We start from the raw sequence: 14602 nt of genomic DNA, 5'->3' as shown, positions 1-14602 counted from the left end.
GATGTAGTCGCCCAGCACGTCCGGATCGTAATTGTCGAGCGCCGCGCCATCGAGGCGGATCTTGCCGCCCGCGGGCCGCCAGACGCCGGTGATGGCCCGCGCAAGGGTCGACTTGCCGGACCCGGAAGGGCCGATCACGCCGACGGCCTGGCCCGGCTGCAGTTCGAAATTGATCAGGCGCAGGCTGGCCAGCTGCTCGCCCGGTGGAATGATCGTGAGCTGCTCTGCCTTCAGATGCGCTTTCGGTTCGGGCAGGGCGGTGCGTTCGCGTTCCGGCGGGACCTCGGACAGCAGCTCGCCAAGGTGGCGCCAGCCTTTCGCAGCACGCTGGATCGAGGGCCACTGGCCGATCGCGAGATCCAGCGGCGCCAGCGCCCGGCCGAGCAGGATCGACGCCGCGATCATGGCGCCCGGCGTCACCTCCTGCTGCAGGACGAGATAGGCGCCGAGGCCGAGCATCGCCGATTGCAGGAACATCCGGAACGTCTTGGACAGCGTCGAGAAGCTGCCGGTGCGGTCACTGGACAGGACGTTCTGTGCCAGCGCCTTTTCGCGCGCCTGGTTCCAGCGGGAGAAAGCCGAGCCGGTCATGCCGAGCGAGCGGATCAGTTCCGCCTCTGCCCGGATCTGTTCGGCCATGCGTTCCGCCTGCAGCGTGGCGCCGGCTGCTTCGGCCACCGGGGTCGAGGTGCGGAACTGGTTCAGGATCGTGACGAAGATCAGGATGCCGCCGCCGACCACCGCGAGGATGCCCAGCCAGGGGTGGAACAGGGCGATGCCGAACAGGAAGACAGGCGTCCAGGGAATGTCGAACAGCGCGGCGAAGACCGGCGAGGACAGGAGCCTTTGCACCGCTTCGAGATCGCGCAGCGAGTTTGCGGGCGTGCGCGGGCTGTTGTCGAGGGACGCCTTGCGGACCACCGCCGCGAACACCCGGTGATCGAGGCGCGCCTGGAACCGGGCGCCGATGCGCGCGAGCACCCGTCCGCGGACAAAGTCCAGCAGGCCCATCATCGCGAAGAGGAAACCCATGAGGATGGCCAGCGCGAGCAGCGTTTCCTCGGACCGGCTGCCGAGCACGCGGTCATAGACCTGCAGCATGAACAGTGGCCCGGTCAGCATCAGCAGGTTCACGAAAAAGCTAAAGATTGCGACAAAAAGGAACAGCGGGCGGCTTTCCGCCCGAGCCTCGCGTAACTCGCGCAAACCATTGCTTAAATCGGCTGGGCGGTTCTTCATCTCTCGCTCTTGTCTTCCAATTCCTGTTTCGAAATGGTCACATCGATTAACTGCGGAATCGTTAGCACCTGTTCCTATGTCCGACATTGCCTATCTGTGCAACATCCACTTCTGTGCCTGTTTTTGTCCAAGAGCCGTTGACGATGTACCCATCTAGCCTTCGATTAGCCCTTTGCCTGATGACCGCGACGCTTCTGGCTGCATGTACCGCGCCTGAGGTCACCCAGACGATCAACGATCCCTACGAGAAGCAGAACCGTGCCGTCCACGAGTTCAACAAGAAGCTGGACACGGCGATTCTGAAGCCGCTTTCCGGCGCGGGCGGTGAAGGGGGCGGCATGGTTCTGAAAACCGTCGGCAACGTCGCCGGCAATCTGGACACGCCGCGCATGGTGGTGAACGACCTGCTGCAGGCGAATGTCGAGGATGCCGGGCACAATTTCATGCGGTTGCTGATCAACTCGACCTTCGGCATTGCCGGGCTGTTCGACCCGGCCACCGCGTGGGGCCTGCCGTCGCGCTACAGCGACTTCGGCGAGACGATGCATGTCTGGGGGGCGTCGGAAGGGGTTTACCAGGAACTGCCGCTGCTGGGGCCGTCGACCACGCGCGACACGGCGGGCCGGATGGTGGACCTGTTCCTGAACCCGCTGTCCTATGCCGTGACTGCGCCCGAGACCTATTACATCGCCGGATCCAAGGCGGTTTCGACCCTGTCGGCGCGTGGCGAATACGCGGATTCGGTGGATGACGTGCTGTACGGAAGCGCCGACAGCTATGCGCAGACCCGCCTGCTGTATTTGCAAAACCGGCGGTTCCAACTAGGTCAGACAGTAGAGGCGGAGGAGGAAGATCCCTTCGCGCTGGATACCGAAGGATTTTAGCATGTCCCAGATTTCACGGCGTTTCCTGCTGATTTCAGCGGCGGCGGCATCGTTGCTGCCGACCGTGGTGCCGGCGCTGACGCAGGGCAGTGCACAGTCGCTGGTCGACAAGGCGGTGGCGGATATCAACCGGATCATTGCGACCGGATCGTCCGAGGCGGCGATGATCCAGCAGTTTCAGGGCATTTTCGACCGCTATGCGGACCAGCCCTATATCGCGGCCTATGCGATGGGACCGGACGCGCGGCGCGCGACGCCGGCGCAGAAGGCGGCGTTTTCTGACGCGTTCGGGCGCTACCTGACCGCGAAATACGGGCGCCGGTTCCGGGAATTCATCGGCGGCAAGGTCGTGGTGACCGGGGCCAAGCCGGTGAAGAACTGGATCGAGGTCTATGCCCAGGTGAACCTGGCGGGCAAGGCGCCCTTTGCAGTGACCTTCTACGTATCGGACCGGACCGGGCGGGACCTGTTCTTCAACCTCGCGGTGGAGGGCGTCAGCATGCTGCTGTCCGAGCGCGAGGAGATCGGTGCCTTGCTCGACAAGAACCGCGGCGATATCGACGCGATGATCGCGGAGCTGCGGCGGCTGGCATAGCCGGGGGTGCCGGACCGTCGCACCATTTCCGTCCTGTCCTATTCCGCTGAGCCGAGATAGCGGCCGAGCGCGGCGTCCCAGCCACTTGTATTGCGGACGGACAGCAGCGCGCGGTCGATGGCTTCGCCCAGCGGCGATTCCTCTGGTAGCACGAACCCGTAATTCTGCCGCTCGAACGGCTGGGGCAAGACCGTAAGGGTCCGGTATGTACCCGCCTGCTGACCGCGGTGGATCTCGTATCGCAGCACCGGGTCGTCGGTCACGACGGCGTCGATTTCCCCGGAATAGAGAGCATCGAGCATGTCGGGGATTGTCGGATAGGTCCGGTAGCCGATGCGTTGCGCGTCGAGATAGTTGCTGGCGGTGGAAGTCTCCTTCACGCCGACATTGACGTCGGCAAGATCGTGCGGCCCGGCGATGTCGGAACGCAGCCGGTCGAAGGTGAAGGCGCTGGCGAGGATGGCGGTGAAGCTGGCGATGAAGACGGTGGTCAGGACTGCCAGGAAGGCAGTGATCGCCCGGCCGGTCAGCGAGCGGAACTCGAAATAGTCGAGCGGGCCGCTGGTGACCGACAGGAGGCCCAGAAGAAAGCCCTCGAACATCTTTCCGCTGCGGGATTCGCGGGTGTAGAGCGTCGGGTTGTCCCGGTGTTCCAGCAGGTAATAGACGCCGCCGACAATGCAGGCGAGCAGCAGGACGATGCCGAGCCAGTATAGGACTTCGCCGTCGGACAGGAAGTTGCCGACGGTGGTCAGCAGGCTCGCCTCGCGCACGGCAATGGCAAGGTGCGTTTCGTAGAAGGCATGCGAGAAATCCAGTACCTCCTCGCGCGGTTCGGTGATCGACACGCAGGAGGCGCCGACGTCGATCGTGCCATCCTCGGCGGCGCTGAGGAGTTCGCCGAGGGACATGTCGACGATCTCGTAACTGGCGCCGATCTGGCGCGCGATTTCCTGCCAGAGATAGATGCTGAGCCCACGGTGCTGGCCGTCCTCGTCCCGGATCGAGAAGGGCGGGCATTCGAACGTGCCGACCTTGAGCGGGGCGTCCTGTGCTGTGGCGAGGGAGCCGGTCAGGCACAGGAGCATGGCCTGCAGGAACAGGACGAGGCAGAGAAAGCGTTTCGGCATCGGGAATCCGGTCGGGACAATTGCGTTCGAGCCGGAGGGTAGCCGGAACGCGGGGCGGACTGAATCCCGCTTGGGTATTCACGGCGGGGCCGTTGCAGTCCTGCCGTTTTTTTGGGTTCGCGCCGCGTCCTTACTTCGGATCCGCGATGCTTTCCTTGGACACGGACATCGCCTTGAGCAGGGCATAGACCTGCTGGCCCGGCTGCAGCGCCAGCGTGTCGGCGGAGCGGCGGGTGATGCGGGCCAGCAGGAGGTTGCCGCCGGCGTCGAGCTGGACCAGCGCGCCGGGGCCGCCGCCGAGGCGGATTTCGCGGATCGTGGCGGGAAGGATGTTGAGCGCGGAGATGTTCCGCGGCCGTTCTGTCGCCAGCATCACGTCCTGCGCGGCGATGCGAATGCGGACGGTGGTGCCTTCGGCCTGTGCCAGCCGGGGCAGGAGCAGGGGCAGGCCGCCGGTTTCCAGCTCGGTCAGGTCGTCGGGGTGATGCCGGACGACGCGGGCTGTCAGAACCGCACCAGCCTCCCGCACGCCGAGGGGGGTGACGGCGGGGTCGCTGAGGACCTCGGGCGCCGGGCCCTGTCGGGCGACGCGGCCGTTTTCGAGGACGACGACGGTGGTGGCGAGGCGCGCAACCTCTGCCGCTGAGTGGCTGACATAGAGGATCGGGATGGTGGTTTCGTCGCGCAATCGTTCGAAATAGGGAAGGATTTCGGCCTTGCGGGGTTCGTCGAGCGAGGCGAGCGGTTCGTCGGCGAGGATCAGCTGCGGCGCGGCGAGAAGGGCGCGGCCTATCGCGACGCGCTGGCGCTCGCCGCCAGAGAGGGCGCCGGGGCGGCGGGACAGCAGGTCGCCGATGCCGAGCATGTCGACGACGCGGGAGAGGTCCTCGGTTTTCGCGTCACGGGGGGCGAACCAGCGGCCATAGGCAAGGTTCTGGCGGACGGTGAGGTGCGGGAACAGCCGCGCCTCCTGGAAGATGTAGCCGAGGCGGCGGCGGTGCGGCGGGAGGAAGATGTTACGGCTGGTGTCGCAGAGGGTGCGGTCATCCACCGCGATGCGGCCCGCATCGGGGCGCAGGAGACCGGCGACGGCGTTGATCACGGTCGTCTTACCGGCGCCGGAGCGGCCGAAGAGTACCGTCAGGCCCGGCGGCGCATCGAAGGCGACATCGAGCGAAAGGCCCGGAAACGCTTGAGTTAGAGACACAGATAGCGTCATGCGCCGCGCACCCGGGCCGCGATGCGGCGGCTGAGCCATTCCGAGAGCAACAGCGCGCCGGTTGCGATGACGATGGAGACTGCGACGAGGCGGAGGGCCGATGCCTCGCCACCCGGAACCTGCAGGAAGGCGTAGATGGCGGAGGGCAGCGTCTGGGTCTGGCCGGGGATGTTGGAGACGAAGGTGATCGTCGCGCCGAATTCGCCCATCGCCTTGGCGAAGGCGAGGACGGCTCCGGCGAGGATGCCGGGCAGGATCAGCGGCAGTGTGACTGTGGCGAAGACCCAGGCGCGCGGCGCGCCGAGGGTGGCGGAGGCCTGTTCAAGCTTGGGATCGACCGCTTCGACCGAGAGCCAGATGGCGCGGACCATCAGCGGGAAAGCCATGATCGCGGCGGCGAGCGCGGCGCCGGTCCAGTTGAAGGCGAAGACGATGCCGATCTTCTGCAGCGCGCCGCCGATGGGGCCGGTGGTGCCGAAGGTCAGGAGCAGCAGGTAACCGGTGACGACGGGTGGAAGGACCAGCGGCAGGTGGACGAGGATGTTCAAGAGCTGCTTGCCGGGGAACGTCCACCTTGCCAGCGCGAAACCGGCGAGGATGCCGAGGGGCAGGCTGGCCAGCATCGCCCAGAAGCTGACCTTGAGCGAAAGCGCCACCGCCTGCCATTCCTCGGGCCCCAGCCAGTCCATGCGGTCAGTCCAGCACGGTGAAGCCCTGCCGCGTGAACGCGTCGCGGGCTTCGGGGCTGTGGAGGAAGTCGAGGAAAGGCTGCGTGGCGGGGCTTTGCGCGCTGGTCAGCGCGGCTGCGGGGTAGGTGATGGGGTCGTGGCTGCTTTCGGGGAAGGTGCCGACAACGGTGACGTTGGGCTCGGCTGTCGCATCGGTTGCGTAGACGATGCCGTAGGGGGTTTCGCCGAGTGCGACATAGGCGACGGCGGCGCGGACGTTGTCGGCCTGCGCGACATGCGGGGCGACGGTGTCCCAGAGGTCGAGGCTGGTCAGAGCCTGTTTTCCGTAGATACCGGCAGGCACGGCATCGACCAGCGCCATGGCGAGACGGCCGCCGTTCAGGAGCGTCGGGAGGTCGAGATCTGGGGTCAGGTCGACCGGGGCGGCGTCGGGATCGTGAGCGATCAGGACGAGGGCATTGCCGAGAAGGTCGGTGCGGGTGGCGGGGTCGATGAGGTTGTTTTCTTCGAGGTGGTCCATCCAGTCGGTGTTGGCGGAGATGAAGATGTCGGCGGGGGCGCCCTGTTCGATCTGGCGCGCCAGCGCGGAGGACCCGGCATAGGCGATGACGGCCTCGTCCCCAGTGGCGCTGTTGAAGGCGGTGGCGACCTCGTCGAGGGCGTTCCTCAGGCTGGCGGCGGCGAAGACGGTGACCTGTTCGGCGCGGGCGGTGCCAGTGAGGAGGAGGGTTGCGACGACGGCGGGGAGGATGGCGGAGCGGAGCATGGTGGATGACTTCTGGCAAGGGATATGTTCGACGGAACATATCGCTTTCACCAGCGCCGGCAAGGTTTAGTTCCCGGTGTCGCGCAGAAGGCTGCGCAGGGCTTCGATTTCGGTGCCGCCGGCCTCGCCCGCGATTTCCTCCAGCCGCCGGTAATGGGCGACGACCTGTTCGCCGGTTTCGGTCAGGGAGGCGCCCCCGCCCTTGGTGCCGCCGCGGGTGCTGGTGACCAGGGGCTCACTGAAGGCGGCGTTCATTTCCTCGACAAGGCTCCAGGCGCGCTTGTAGCTCATCGACATGGCTCGGCCGGCGGCGGCGATGGAGCCGGTCTCGCGAATGCCTTCCAGCAAGTCGGCCTTGCCGGGGCCGAGCATGGCATCGCTGCCGAAGACGATGCGCAGGCGCAGGCGGGGCGCGGTGTCGGGGGCGTCGGTCATGGGCGCGATCTTCGGGCATCGGCGGGAGTGCGGCAAGATGGGATCGCCTTGGCAACGGGGTTGCCATCGCGGGGGCCGGTCGGGCATATCGCCCCGACCGGGAATCCAACGGGAGGGGATCGGTGTGACTGTATTGATCGCGGGCGGCGGGATCGCCGGGCTGTCGCTGGCCCTGACGCTGGAGCAGATCGGGGTGCCCTGTGTGGTGTTCGAGCAGGTGCGGGAGCCGAAGCCGCTGGGCGTCGGGATCAACATCCAGCCGAACGCGGTGCGGGAGCTTTACGACCTGGGGATCGGGCCGGAGGAGATGGACCGCACCGGGCTGCCGGCGCGGGAATGGGCGCTGGTCGGGCTGAACGGAAACGACATTTACTCCGAGCCGCGCGGGCTGGGGGCCGGGTATGACTGGCCGCAATACGCCGTGCATCGCGGGCGGTTCCACATGATGCTGTACGATACCTTCGTGGCGCGCGCCGGAACGGAAGCTGTGCGACTGGGTCAGAAGGTGACCGGGTATCTCAACAATGCGGACGGGTCGGTCACGGCGCTTGTGCTGCATGCGGATGGTACCCGGTCGGAGGCCGACGGGACGCTGCTGATCGGGGCGGACGGGATCCATTCGGCGGTGCGGGCGCAGATGCACCCGGATCAGCCGCCGATCCACTGGGGCGGCGCGGTGATGTGGCGCGGCACGACGATGGCCAAGCCGATCCGGACGGGATCGTCCTTTGTCGGGCTTGGGACTCACCGGCACCGGATGGTGATCTACCCGATCTCGCATCCCGATCCGGAGACCGGGCTGGCGATGATCAACTGGATCGCCGAGGTCACGATGGACAATGCCGAGGGCTGGCAGCAGAGCGGCTGGTTCAGGCAGGTGGAGATCGACAGCTTCGCGCATCATTTCGACGGCTGGGAATGGGACTGGCTGGACGTGCCGGCGCTGCTGCGCGGGGCGGACGTGGCCTATCAGAACCCGATGATCGACCGTGACCCGGTGGAGACCTGGGTGGATGGCGGTGTGGTGCTGATGGGCGACGCGGCGCATGCGATGTATCCGACGGGGTCGAACGGCGCGAGCCAGGCGATCATCGACGCGCGGGTGCTGGGGACTTGTTTCCTTGAGCACGGTGTGACGGCGGCGGCCTTGCGGGCGTTCGATGCGGACCTGTGCGGGCCGGTGTCGGAACTGATCCTGCGGAACCGGGGTGCGGGGCCTTTCGGCCTGCTGAACATGGTCGATGAGCGCTGCGGCGGGGAGTTCGAGAATATCGACGACGTGATCCCGGCGGCGGAGCGCGATGCGTTCATGGCGAAGTACAAGGCGGCGGCGGGGTTTGCGATCGAGCAGCTGAACGCGGCGCCGCGGCGGATTGCCGAGGGCGCACGGGTGACGGCGGAGAGCGTCGAACTGGGCGCTTAGCGGCGTCGGACGATGGTGGCGAAGCGGGCAAGCCGAGCGCTTCACGCGAGGTGCTGTCTGTTCGCCCCGTGCGCGCCCTTGTATGTCCGGCGGGACGCCTTTTACCGAAACGCCGGACCCGGTCCCGTTTCTCGCGCAGGCGTGCCCTCTGCCGCTTTTTTCCAAGGCCGAATGGCGCGTCGAACGCCGTAAACGCTCCGAATCGGTAAGAGATTATTACCTGAAAACAGCCGCTTGCCGCGATTTTTCCGCTGGGTGCGGGAACAGCGGAGGCATGACTGCGTTGGTAATGCAATGGCGGACGCGCAGCGCCGCGACCGCCCGAACGCAAACATGATGGAGACTGTTATGCGTAAGCTGCTTATCACTACCGCACTTGCCGCCGCTATGGCCGGCCCCGCGATTGCCGCGACCGATTCTTCGAGCTTTGCCGTCGAAAGCCAGGCTGGCGACCACTATGCCAGCGACCTGATCGGCAAGCGCCTTTACGTGTCCGAAATGGACGTCGACGCGGATGCCGACTGGAACGCCGAGGCGCGCCAGGACTGGGAAGACGTTGGCGAGATCAACGACATCCTGCTGGGCGAAGACGGTGAGGTCCGTGCGGTTCTGCTGGACATCGGCGGTTTCCTCGGGATCGGCGAGCGCCAGATTGCCGTGAGCATGGACGAACTGAAGTTCGTTACCGAAAGCGACAACCCAGACGACTATTTCATCGTCGTGAGCGGTAGCCGCGCCATGTTCGAGGACGCGCCGGAATTCGATTTGTCGGACGCGCTGCCGATGAGCACCGAGTCTGACGACGCCAGCCTGACGGAAACGACCGAGCAGGAAAGCGCCGGTGCCGGTGATGAACCGGCGATGACACCGTCCGCCGATGCGACGTCGACCGACAGCGAGATGGCTTCGGAAGACAGCATTGAAGCGATGCCGGCGGACGATACCGAGATGGCGTCGGACGAGAGCGGCTGGACCGCCCCGGACGTTCAGCGTGATGGCTTCGAGACCGTCGAGATGGTCGACCTGACCGCCGAGATGATCGAGGGCACCAGTGTTTACGGTCCGGAAGAAGAGAATGTCGGCGAAGTGTCGGATCTTGTCATTGCAGAAGACGGCACCATCGAGAAGGCGATCGTCGACGTTGGCGGTTTCCTGGGCATCGGCGAACACCGCATTGCCATCGACTTTGATGAGCTGCAGGTGATCCGGAATGCCGACAGCGAGAATGTCGAAGTGCATGTCTCGGCCACCAAAGAGCAGCTGGAGCAGCGCCCGGAATACAACGGGTAAGCCGAACGGCTGACATGAGAACTACCTGGGCCGCGCTTAGGCGCGGCCCTTTTTTATGCGCGGTTTTCTTCTGGTGCGGTGGCTGTTCCGGCGAGCAGCGAATGCTCCCGGGTTTTCACGTAACAAGAGATGTTTCCTGAGTTGACGGCGTCGGATCAGTCACGTAACTTGTGAAAGTACGTAACTGGAGAAAACGCGATGGGCAGCTGGATCGAGGAAATGCGGGCAGATCAGGCGGGCTTCTGGGAGGCGCGCTATAGCTCCGGTTCTCCGGCCTCGAGCGGACGGCCCGGAGAGATGCTTCGCCGGTTCGTCGAACCGCTCGCTCCGGGCCGGGCGCTGGAACTGGGGTGCGGGAAGGGCGACGACGCCGTCTGGCTGGCGGGACAGGGCTGGACCGTGACCGCGGTGGAGATTTCACAGACCGCGCTGGACTATGCCGCCGCGAATGCGGCGAAGGCTGGCGTTGCGGACCGGATCGCGTTCGAGCGGCACGATCTGACACAGACGTTTCCGGAAGGGCTCTATGACCTCATCGCGGCGAGCTTTCTGGCCGCTCACCCGCGTGAGGCGGTTTTTCAACGTGCGGCGCAGGCAGTGGCACGTGGGGGCCATCTGCTGATCGTGGATCACGGGTCGCGGGCGCCGTGGTCCTGGTCGGATGAGGATGCGCAGTTCCCGACGGCGGAAGAGACGCTGGCGAGTCTTCTGGTCAATGAGGGCGACTGGGAACGCGTTCAGGTCGGTGGGATGGAGCGGATTGCCAACGGGCCGGACGGGCAGACGGCCACTGTACTGGACAACGTGACCTTGCTGCGCCGGGTCGGAAACGCAGGCTAGACCATTTCCTCGGGCATGCCGGGGAGCGGCAGGGCCGTGGCCTCGGCCGCTTTCCGGTCGTAGGGCACGAGGTAGCCGTGGCGGTCTTCCGGCGGCAGGGTGTTGTTTTCCCGCACGATTTTCCGCCAATGGGCAAAGCCGGACTCGGGCGTCAAAGCCTCCGGGTCGTCGGGCAGCCAGTGCCGGATGACCTGCTCTCGCAGGCGCATGACATTCTCCGGTTCGCGGAATGCGACGCCAGCCTCGGTATCCCAGCGCAGGGAGCGGCCGTTGAGGTTCGCGGAGGAGATGATGCCGAGCTCGTCATCGAAGATCGAGACCTTGGCATGGACATAGATGATCGGGGCGTCGGCGAGGCTGGCGCGGTCGGCATCGACATCGACGCCGTTGGTGCGCCGTTGCTGCACCGGGCTGGCGATCAGCAGGCGACCATGAAAGGCGCGGCGGATCTTGCGCAGGCACCGCGACTGCAGGAAGTCGCCGTAGCGGCCGTCGAGTTTCGGGTTCTTGAAGAAGGCGACGGTTTCCGGCGCGGCGGGGAGGATCAGGATGAGATGCAGATCGGGGTTCTCGCGCGCGCGGCGGGCCAGCGCGCTGGCCAGCTTCCGGTCGCGGAAGAACTGGGTTTCGAGATAGATCAGGCGTTTCGCCTTGCGGATGCCCTCGTGATGGATGTCGGCCAGTTCATGCACGATGGTGCGGGGCGCCATTGACCACGGCCTGCGATGGCTCTGATCCTGGGACAGGGTGCGCAGAATCCCCGGTGTGTCTATCACCTCGTGATGGCCGGCGGCGGTGGCGTTGTAGCATTCGAGGTGGCGGCGGGCCGATGTGGCGGCCTCGGGATCGTCGACCAGCACCTGAACGTCGTGCCAGGTTTCCTGTGCGGGGCGGTCGTGGTCCTTGCGATCCCAGCGCCGTTCGTTCAAGTCGAGCCCGCCGATATAGAGCCAACGGTCGTCGAAACTCGCCAGCTTCTGATGATGCGAGGCCGGAAAGGAAAAGACCGGGCGCCCTTTGTAGCGATCGTGCAGGTAGGCGAAGCCGGGGATGTATTTCAGCACACGGCGGCGGTGTGATGCCGGGTTGTCCTGTTCGATCCGGCGCACGAGCTGGCGCATCTTGGCGGCGACGAAGGGCCAGAAGAAGACCCGGGCGACGGCGCCGGTCTTGGCCGGGTGGATTTCGGGGTGGACTGTCAGGTTCTTGCCGGCGGGGCCGGCGATCTCGCGGACACCGCAAAGCACGCGGACCGAACGCCAGCAGATCTCATGCAGGTCGGTTGCCGCGACTGGATCGAAATCTGACAGGTGGATCTCTATGCGGACACCGCGTTCCAGCGCGTCGAGCAGAAGATCGGCCCAGGTGTCGCCGACAGCTTTGGCCTCTTCGGAGTGCAGCCGGGTAGTCGGGTCGAAAATGCGGAAGCCCATGACGATCTGCTCGCGCGCAGCCAGAACCCGCCGTTCGAAAACGGGGTAGGCTTCCTCCGCCGTGATCAACACCTCCGGTGCGGAGGCCTTTGCCTGGGCCATATCTTTCATCGCGGGGTTACTCCGCCAGGGCAAGCTCGGCGGGCAGATCACTTTCAACAAACTCGGCGATTGGGAAACGCAGCGTGACGCAGAATTGTTCCTCGTCCTGTTCGGTTTCCGCGGTCCCCTCGATCTGCTGACTGAAGGCTGTCACCAGCGCGAGGCCAAGCCCGGAGCCGGCGGGCGGTTCGCCCTCTGTAGGCTGATCGCAGATCGAGTTGCAGACCACGAGCTTGGCGCGGTTCTCGCCATCACGGTTCAGACTTACCGAAAGGCTCGGCCGGGTTTGCTGCGGGTCGCCAAAGTGCTTCAAGGCGTTGGTCAGCAATTCGGTCACAGCCAGCGCCAGCGGAACCGCCTGGTCGGGATAGACGACGATATCGTCGTAATGCTCGGTGAAGTCGATGTCTTCGGGATGAGAAATGCCGGACTGCACGATCTGTGTGACGATGGTGCGCAGAAGCTCACCGACATGGACCCGCTCAGCGGTGGAGGTTTCGTAGAGATTCTGGTGAACCCTGGCGATACCCATCACGCGGTCACGGATATCGCCGAGCGCATATCGCACCTCGGATCCCCGTTCTGCATTGCGCACCTTCATGTTCAGGATCGAGACGATGAGCTGCAGGTTGTTCTTCACGCGGTGATGCACTTCCTTCAGCAGCACGGTGCGCTGGTGAATGGTGTCGTACAGCTCCGCCTCGTCATGCAGCACGTTCTCGGCCAGCCGCATCCAGGTGTCTTCCATGTCGCGAAGCTCGCGAGGGACAGCGCGGTCGTCCTTCGGTTCCGTAAGCCGGCGCGAGCGCATGAATTGCAGCATTCGCGCGCGCAGGTTGCGGGTTGGCCGGATCACCATCCGCTGCACGGCGAAAAAGGCCACGCCAAGACAAACCAGCCACATGGCAATCGGGAAAAACATCGAACTGGTGATACTGAGGCCCTCAAGCACCGCATTGCGCTCATGGGCCCAGCTGCCCAGCGCAAACACCTGTCCTTCGACGATGGGCACAACGGCAAACACACGAAGGTCGCCATTCCGCGTGTAGTCGATAAACGCCAGTTCCTCGTCGACGACGAGATCTTCCAGGGCGACGTTGGCGGGCAGGAATTGCGACGCAGTGTCCAGGCCGCCGCTGGCTGTCAGAGGCTCGGCATCCGAGTTGTAGGTCAGCAGGTTGAGCGGCCGGTCGGCGGAGATCTCGTCCAGCGGCCGGAAAAGGGCCCCGTGCGGCAGCGAGACGGCGACGTAACCGTCAAAAGCGCCATTCGAGATAACGGGGACGCCGATAAGGACCACGGACGTCCGGGAGACGGCAGCCTCTGGCGCTACGGTTACGCGCATGCGTGGATCCGCGACCATGTCCTTGTAGATCTCGCGGCTGGAGACATCCATGCCTTCCCCGTCGGAGGCGCATTCGATGGTCCCGTCCGCGGTAACGTAGCCCGCGAAGATGTAGGCTTCTGACTGCTCGACGAAATTGCGCATCGCGACCTGGCAATCCCAGTCGGTGTCCTTCAGGCCCGGGATCATCGAGGCGAACATCGTCGCCGCCCCGATGCCGGTACGCACAAAAGATTCCTCTGGCGCCGCCGCCTCGGAGGTCAGAGCGAGGAGGTTCGTTTCGGCCTTGCGGTCAGCCTGACGCAATAGCTGGAAGGTCGTTGCCACCGAGATCAATCCGATCGGCAGCAGCGCAAGCGCCAGTAACGCCGCGATCCGAAAGGTCAGCGACTGGCTCGTCTCCCGAAGTTTCGCGATCAAGCGATGTTCTTCCTCGGCAGAGCGGTATTGGTCACAACCGCGAGGGTAGCACTGTCGGTCATCTCGAGCGCTTCATCATCGTTAAGGTTCAGCAATTCCACCAACCGCGCACGACCGCGGTTTACACGGCTCTTGATCGTCCCGATTGCCACACCGCAGGTTTCGGCCGCTTCCTCGTAGGAGAGGCCCGACGCGCCGACCAGGATGAGCGCCTCGCGCTGTTCTACCGGCAGGTCGGCGAACACCTTTTCGAAATCGGCCATTGCCAGCCTGCCATCATGCGCGGGCTTTTCCGAAAGCGTAGCTGCCATCGCGCCGTCCACGTCGGGCACCTCGCGGCGGCTTTTGCGCAGGTTCGAATAGAACGTGTTGCGAAGGATCGTGAACAGCCAGGCGCGCAGATTTGTGCCCTTGGAGAATTTGTCGAAATTCTTCCAGGCTTTCAGGATCGTGTCCTGCACAAGATCATCGGCTGCTGCGGATTCCCGCGTCAAACTCATTGCGAACGCGCGCATGGCCGGCAAATGCTCAACCACTTCGTCGCGCGGGTCCTTACCGGACGCAGCGTCAGCGTTCATTTGGTGCATCCTGCTCCTTGAGCTGCTTAAGCAAGCTCAACAGCCGGTCGGGAACCTCCTCTTCCACGGTCCTTTGATAGACCTTGCGGAGGTTCTCATCGATCTGCTGCTCCAGATGCGATTGGTCCCGTTCTCGATTCATCCTACCTTCCAATTCACGACGCCCACCCTTGCGCGACGTTTTTCATGCGCGCATTTTTTCCGTCAGAGTCGG

15 protein-coding genes are annotated in these 14602 nt (G+C 64.8%); 5 read left to right on the top strand and 10 right to left on the bottom strand.

Annotated features, from left to right (window positions below):
- A partial coding sequence (locus HCO70_RS23330) for a type I secretion system permease/ATPase (protein ID WP_172300303.1) occupies nucleotides 1–1239 on the bottom strand: 1239 nt, incomplete at its 3' end.
- Nucleotides 1240–1418: 179 nt separating this feature from the next.
- On the opposite strand from HCO70_RS23330, the gene HCO70_RS23325 reads away from it, so the two are divergent.
- Both HCO70_RS23325 and HCO70_RS23320 read left to right on the top strand, forming a co-directional pair.
- A complete protein-coding gene (locus HCO70_RS23325; RefSeq protein ID WP_172300302.1) occupies nucleotides 1419–2123 on the top strand; it encodes a VacJ family lipoprotein in 705 nt (234 codons plus the stop codon).
- A 1-nt stretch (nucleotide 2124) separates the two neighbouring features.
- Nucleotides 2125–2718, top strand: a complete 594-nt coding sequence (locus tag HCO70_RS23320; RefSeq protein ID WP_172300301.1) for a phospholipid-binding protein MlaC — start codon at nucleotides 2125–2127, stop codon at nucleotides 2716–2718.
- 38 nt (nucleotides 2719–2756) lie between these two features.
- Here HCO70_RS23320 and HCO70_RS23315 read toward each other — a convergent pair whose 3' ends face one another.
- From HCO70_RS23315 to HCO70_RS23295, 5 genes are all read right to left on the bottom strand, one after another.
- Nucleotides 2757–3848, bottom strand: a complete 1092-nt coding sequence (locus HCO70_RS23315; RefSeq protein WP_216665585.1) for a transporter substrate-binding domain-containing protein — start codon at nucleotides 3846–3848, stop codon at nucleotides 2757–2759.
- Between the two features lie 130 nt (nucleotides 3849–3978).
- On the bottom strand, nucleotides 3979–5067 hold the full coding sequence (gene modC, locus HCO70_RS23310) for a molybdenum ABC transporter ATP-binding protein (protein WP_172300300.1): 1089 nt from the start codon (nucleotides 5065–5067) through the stop codon (nucleotides 3979–3981).
- Nucleotides 5064–5756: a molybdate ABC transporter permease subunit gene (gene modB / locus HCO70_RS23305; RefSeq protein ID WP_172300299.1), complete on the bottom strand. Its 693-nt coding sequence runs from the start codon at nucleotides 5754–5756 to the stop codon at nucleotides 5064–5066. Before modB ends, modC begins: the two co-directional genes overlap by 4 nt.
- A 4-nt stretch (nucleotides 5757–5760) precedes the next feature.
- Nucleotides 5761–6522 (bottom strand): molybdate ABC transporter substrate-binding protein, encoded by a 762-nt coding sequence (modA, locus tag HCO70_RS23300; RefSeq protein ID WP_172300298.1) that lies wholly within the window; start codon nucleotides 6520–6522, stop codon nucleotides 5761–5763.
- A gap of 66 nt (nucleotides 6523–6588) precedes the next feature.
- Entirely contained in the window at nucleotides 6589–6957 is a 369-nt protein-coding gene (locus HCO70_RS23295) for a winged helix-turn-helix domain-containing protein (protein WP_172300297.1), read from the bottom strand.
- A 133-nt stretch (nucleotides 6958–7090) separates the two neighbouring features.
- On the opposite strand from HCO70_RS23295, the gene HCO70_RS23290 reads away from it, so the two are divergent.
- The 3 genes from HCO70_RS23290 (at nucleotide 7091) to HCO70_RS23280 (ending at nucleotide 10510) form a co-directional block, all read left to right on the top strand.
- Nucleotides 7091–8380 carry a flavin-dependent oxidoreductase gene (locus HCO70_RS23290; RefSeq protein ID WP_253913458.1) on the top strand — a complete coding sequence of 430 codons (1290 nt, stop codon included), beginning with the start codon at nucleotides 7091–7093 and terminating at the stop codon, nucleotides 8378–8380.
- 348 nt (nucleotides 8381–8728) lie between these two features.
- Entirely contained in the window at nucleotides 8729–9670 is a 942-nt protein-coding gene (locus HCO70_RS23285; RefSeq protein WP_172300295.1) for a PRC-barrel domain-containing protein, read from the top strand.
- 198 nt (nucleotides 9671–9868) lie between these two features.
- On the top strand, nucleotides 9869–10510 hold the full coding sequence (locus HCO70_RS23280) for a bifunctional 2-polyprenyl-6-hydroxyphenol methylase/3-demethylubiquinol 3-O-methyltransferase UbiG (RefSeq protein WP_253913443.1): 642 nt from the start codon (nucleotides 9869–9871) through the stop codon (nucleotides 10508–10510).
- Here HCO70_RS23280 and HCO70_RS23275 read toward each other — a convergent pair.
- The 4 genes from HCO70_RS23275 to HCO70_RS23260 are packed head-to-tail and all read right to left on the bottom strand — an operon-like array spanning nucleotide 10507 to nucleotide 14530.
- The gene (locus HCO70_RS23275; RefSeq protein ID WP_172300294.1) at nucleotides 10507–12054 is read right to left on the bottom strand and encodes a phospholipase D family protein; all 1548 of its coding nucleotides are present in this window, start codon (nucleotides 12052–12054) and stop codon (nucleotides 10507–10509) included. The two genes, HCO70_RS23280 and HCO70_RS23275, sit on opposite strands and share 4 nt — an antisense overlap.
- A 7-nt stretch (nucleotides 12055–12061) precedes the next feature.
- A complete protein-coding gene (locus HCO70_RS23270) occupies nucleotides 12062–13810 on the bottom strand; it encodes a sensor histidine kinase (protein ID WP_172300293.1) in 1749 nt (582 codons plus the stop codon).
- Nucleotides 13807–14388 carry an RNA polymerase sigma factor gene (locus HCO70_RS23265; protein ID WP_172300292.1) on the bottom strand — a complete coding sequence of 194 codons (582 nt, stop codon included), beginning with the start codon at nucleotides 14386–14388 and terminating at the stop codon, nucleotides 13807–13809. Before HCO70_RS23265 ends, HCO70_RS23270 begins: the two co-directional genes overlap by 4 nt.
- Complete coding sequence (locus HCO70_RS23260; protein WP_172300291.1) at nucleotides 14378–14530, bottom strand: NepR family anti-sigma factor; 153 nt, start codon at nucleotides 14528–14530, stop codon at nucleotides 14378–14380. The genes HCO70_RS23265 and HCO70_RS23260 overlap by 11 nt, the downstream gene beginning before the upstream one ends.
- Nucleotides 14531–14602 lie beyond the last annotated feature (72 nt).

The sequence above is a fragment of the Pseudoruegeria sp. HB172150 genome (assembly GCF_013184805.1).
Lineage (GTDB): Bacteria > Pseudomonadota > Alphaproteobacteria > Rhodobacterales > Rhodobacteraceae > Psychromarinibacter.
Note: the sequence above shows the minus strand (reverse complement) of the source record. Positions and strands in the feature narration are given on the sequence as shown.

What these genes read in the sequence shown, in the direction of transcription:
- HCO70_RS23325 (WP_172300302.1), top strand. Translation starts at nt 1,419, where the DNA reads ATGACCGCGACGCTTCTGGCTGCATGTACCGCGCCTGAGGTCACCCAG.
- HCO70_RS23320 (WP_172300301.1), top strand. Translation starts at nt 2,125, where the DNA reads ATGTCCCAGATTTCACGGCGTTTCCTGCTGATTTCAGCGGCGGCGGCA.
- HCO70_RS23315 (WP_216665585.1), bottom strand. Translation starts at nt 3,848, where the DNA reads ATGCCGAAACGCTTTCTCTGCCTCGTCCTGTTCCTGCAGGCCATGCTC.
- modC (WP_172300300.1), bottom strand. Translation starts at nt 5,067, where the DNA reads ATGACGCTATCTGTGTCTCTAACTCAAGCGTTTCCGGGCCTTTCGCTC.
- modB (WP_172300299.1), bottom strand. Translation starts at nt 5,756, where the DNA reads ATGGACTGGCTGGGGCCCGAGGAATGGCAGGCGGTGGCGCTTTCGCTC.
- modA (WP_172300298.1), bottom strand. Translation starts at nt 6,522, where the DNA reads ATGCTCCGCTCCGCCATCCTCCCCGCCGTCGTCGCAACCCTCCTCCTC.
- HCO70_RS23295 (WP_172300297.1), bottom strand. Translation starts at nt 6,957, where the DNA reads ATGACCGACGCCCCCGACACCGCGCCCCGCCTGCGCCTGCGCATCGTC.
- HCO70_RS23285 (WP_172300295.1), top strand. Translation starts at nt 8,729, where the DNA reads ATGCGTAAGCTGCTTATCACTACCGCACTTGCCGCCGCTATGGCCGGC.
- HCO70_RS23280 (WP_253913443.1), top strand. Translation starts at nt 9,869, where the DNA reads ATGGGCAGCTGGATCGAGGAAATGCGGGCAGATCAGGCGGGCTTCTGG.
- HCO70_RS23275 (WP_172300294.1), bottom strand. Translation starts at nt 12,054, where the DNA reads ATGAAAGATATGGCCCAGGCAAAGGCCTCCGCACCGGAGGTGTTGATC.
- HCO70_RS23265 (WP_172300292.1), bottom strand. Translation starts at nt 14,388, where the DNA reads ATGAACGCTGACGCTGCGTCCGGTAAGGACCCGCGCGACGAAGTGGTT.
- HCO70_RS23260 (WP_172300291.1), bottom strand. Translation starts at nt 14,530, where the DNA reads ATGAATCGAGAACGGGACCAATCGCATCTGGAGCAGCAGATCGATGAG.